Source organism: Actinoplanes sp. NPDC051633, from assembly GCF_040681735.1.
Taxonomy (GTDB): Bacteria; Actinomycetota; Actinomycetes; order Mycobacteriales; family Micromonosporaceae; genus Actinoplanes.
Map to the genome: position 1 here is coordinate 1 of NZ_JBFAZH010001131.1, position 2,499 is coordinate 2,499.

The 2,499-nt window shown below is 67.5% G+C and carries 3 protein-coding genes; 2 read left to right on the top strand and 1 reads right to left on the bottom strand.

The window, feature by feature from the left end; genetic code table 11:
* Positions 1–640 (top strand): hypothetical protein (locus AB0M20_RS37970; protein WP_364305688.1); only part of this gene is annotated, 640 nt, incomplete at its 5' end.
* Position 641: 1 nt separating this feature from the next.
* Here the strand turns inward: AB0M20_RS37970 and AB0M20_RS37975 are convergent.
* A complete protein-coding gene (locus tag AB0M20_RS37975; RefSeq protein ID WP_364305690.1) occupies positions 642–947 on the bottom strand; it encodes an antibiotic biosynthesis monooxygenase family protein in 306 nt (101 codons plus the stop codon).
* Between the two features lie 364 nt (positions 948–1,311).
* Between AB0M20_RS37975 and AB0M20_RS37980 the strand changes: the two genes are divergently transcribed.
* Complete coding sequence (locus AB0M20_RS37980; protein ID WP_364305692.1) at positions 1,312–2,316, top strand: TerC family protein; 1,005 nt, start codon at positions 1,312–1,314, stop codon at positions 2,314–2,316.
* Positions 2,317–2,499 lie beyond the last annotated feature (183 nt).

The window sequence follows — 2,499 nt, forward strand, 5'->3', positions numbered from 1 at the left end:
ACCCAAGCCGCTTGAGCCGAAGGTGCTCCCGATCAACCTGACCGAGGCGCAGAAGGACCTGGTTCTGCGTCCGCTGATCACCGACATCGGTGTGATCGCCTGGAAGCCCGAGGCCGGTCGCACCGCCGATCAGGTGCGGGAGAGCGCCGGGTACGCCGCGTTCCTCAACGGCAACGACATCCGGCCGGAGCAGCAGCCGCTGCTGAACGACATCGGAAACCTCACGCTGACCTTTCCGCACGCCGACAGCGACGACCCGGCCGTCTTCACCGCCGACCCGCTGACGGAGCTCGACCTGCAGCAGGCCGCCGACCTGCTGAGCCAGGTGCCGGGCGTCGATGAGGCGCGCGTCGTGAAGCTGCGGGGGATGTGGTTCCGGGCGCAGGTGAGCACCGAGGGCCCGCCCGGGCGCGAGGCGGACGGCATGGGTCCGGTGATCAGCCAGCCGGGCATCCAGGGCGGCGCCGTGCTGACCGAGCCGGGCAGTGCCGGCAAGACCCGGTACACGCCCTACGTGGTCTACGTGGGTGGCGGCGTGGACCGGAACGCCCTCGACAGGATCAAGACGTCGCTGGCGGAGCACTGGGGCGCGGCGGCCGGAGACGTCGTCCTCACCCCGCAGAAGATCGACCCCGAGTAGGTCAGGATCCCGCGCCCGGCGCGACGTCGGTGAAGTGTTCGACCAGCGGCGGATTCGCGAAGTGAGGGCCGATGTGGCCGCGCCACCGCTCGAAGCGCTCGGTGTTGCGGAAGTTCTCGATGTGCGCCTCGACGCTGTCCCACTCGACCAGCAGCACGAACCGCGACGGTGACTCGGCGCCACGGGTCATGCGGACCGACCGGCAGCCCGGTGTGCCGGCCAGGATGGGGTGGCCGAGCCGGTAGGACCCCTCGAACGCGTCCTCCTGCCCTGGGACGACGTCGATCAGCGCGACTTCGAGAACCATGCCCGGCAGCCTGCCACATATACCGACGAACTAGCCTCCTAGGACGCCGTAGATGGTGCGTGAGCCGGCTCATTCACCGGGCCGCGACCAGGGGAAACGCCGAGTGGCCGGGAGATGTCGGGCACGTTTTGGCAGGGGAGCGTGCAATAACGCACGCCGATGCGACACAATGGCAACGTTGCAGGGGAGTATTCCTTCGCGTCGGTCTCGTCAACACGGCTGCTGTCCCACCCCGGGGCAGACACCCGGGGCCGGCGGTCACGATCCGGTTCGCCGGCCCGTGGCGGGAGAGACCTTCGACAGCGCACGCCACCGGGCCCCCCATGTCCGGTGATGTCCCGTGACTGCCGGAGGTTCCCCGATCGTGATTGTCTCCGCCTGGGTGTGGATCGCGACTCTCGCCGCTCTGATCGTCCTGCTCGCCGTCGACCTGTTGATCGTCGGACGCCGGCCGCATGAGCCGAGCATGCGCGAGGCGGGCACCTGGGTGGGTTTCTACGTCGGGCTGGCGCTGCTCTTCGGCCTGGGCATCTGGTTCTTCGCGGGCGGGACGCCGGCCGCCGAGTTCTACACGGGCTGGCTGACGGAGTACAGCCTGTCGGTCGACAACCTGTTCGTCTTCGTGATCATCATGGCCCGCTTCGCGGTGCCCCGGCGTTTCCAGCAGAAGGTGCTGCTCATCGGCATCGTGCTGGCGCTGCTGATGCGCGGCGCGTTCATCGCGGCCGGCGCGGCTCTGATCTCGCAGTTCTCCTGGGTGTTCTACATCTTCGGCGCCTTCCTCGTGTACACCGCGGTCACGCTGCTCAAGCAGGGCGAGAACGACGAGGAGGACTTCAAGGAGAACATCCTGATCCGGTGGTCCAAGCGGGCGCTGCCGCTGTCCTCGTCGTTCGGCGACGGCAAGCTGACCACGACCGCGGTGGCCACCGGCAAGCGTCTCTTCACGCCGATGCTGATCGTGATGATCGCGATCGGCACCACCGACCTGATCTTCGCGCTCGACTCGATCCCGGCGATCTTCGGCATCACCAAGGAGCCGTACCTGGTCTTCACCGCGAACGTCTTCGCGCTGATGGGTCTGCGCCAGCTGTACTTCCTGCTCGGGGGCCTGCTGGAGCGCCTGGTCTACCTGAACATCGGGCTGGCCGTGGTGCTGGCCTTCATCGGGGTGAAGCTCTTCCTCGAGGCGCTGCACACCAACACGATCAGCTTCATCAACGACGGCCACGGCTTCCACTGGGCGCCGGAGATCCCGATCTGGCTCTCCCTGCTGGTGATCATCGGCTGCCTGGGCGTAGCGACGGTGGCCAGCCTGGTGAAGTCATCCCGAGACAGGAAAAAGGAACTGATCGGCGCCGGCAGGTAGAGCATCAGCGCGCACGCTCCGCGCAGCTAAAGGCGCACGTCCGCCGCGCAGCAAAAGCACGCACGTCCCGCCGCGCAAACAGCACACGTGCGGCCGCGCAGCTCAAGCGCGCACGTGCCGCTTCTTTAACCTCAGCCACGCACCCGCGATTGCCGCCGGTGACTTGGGCCCGAAAAAGTGCCA

Excerpts from the sequence above, each read along its gene's own strand:
- AB0M20_RS37975 (WP_364305690.1), bottom strand. The coding sequence starts at position 947 with ATGGTTCTCGAAGTCGCGCTGATCGACGTCGTCCCAGGGCAGGAGGAC.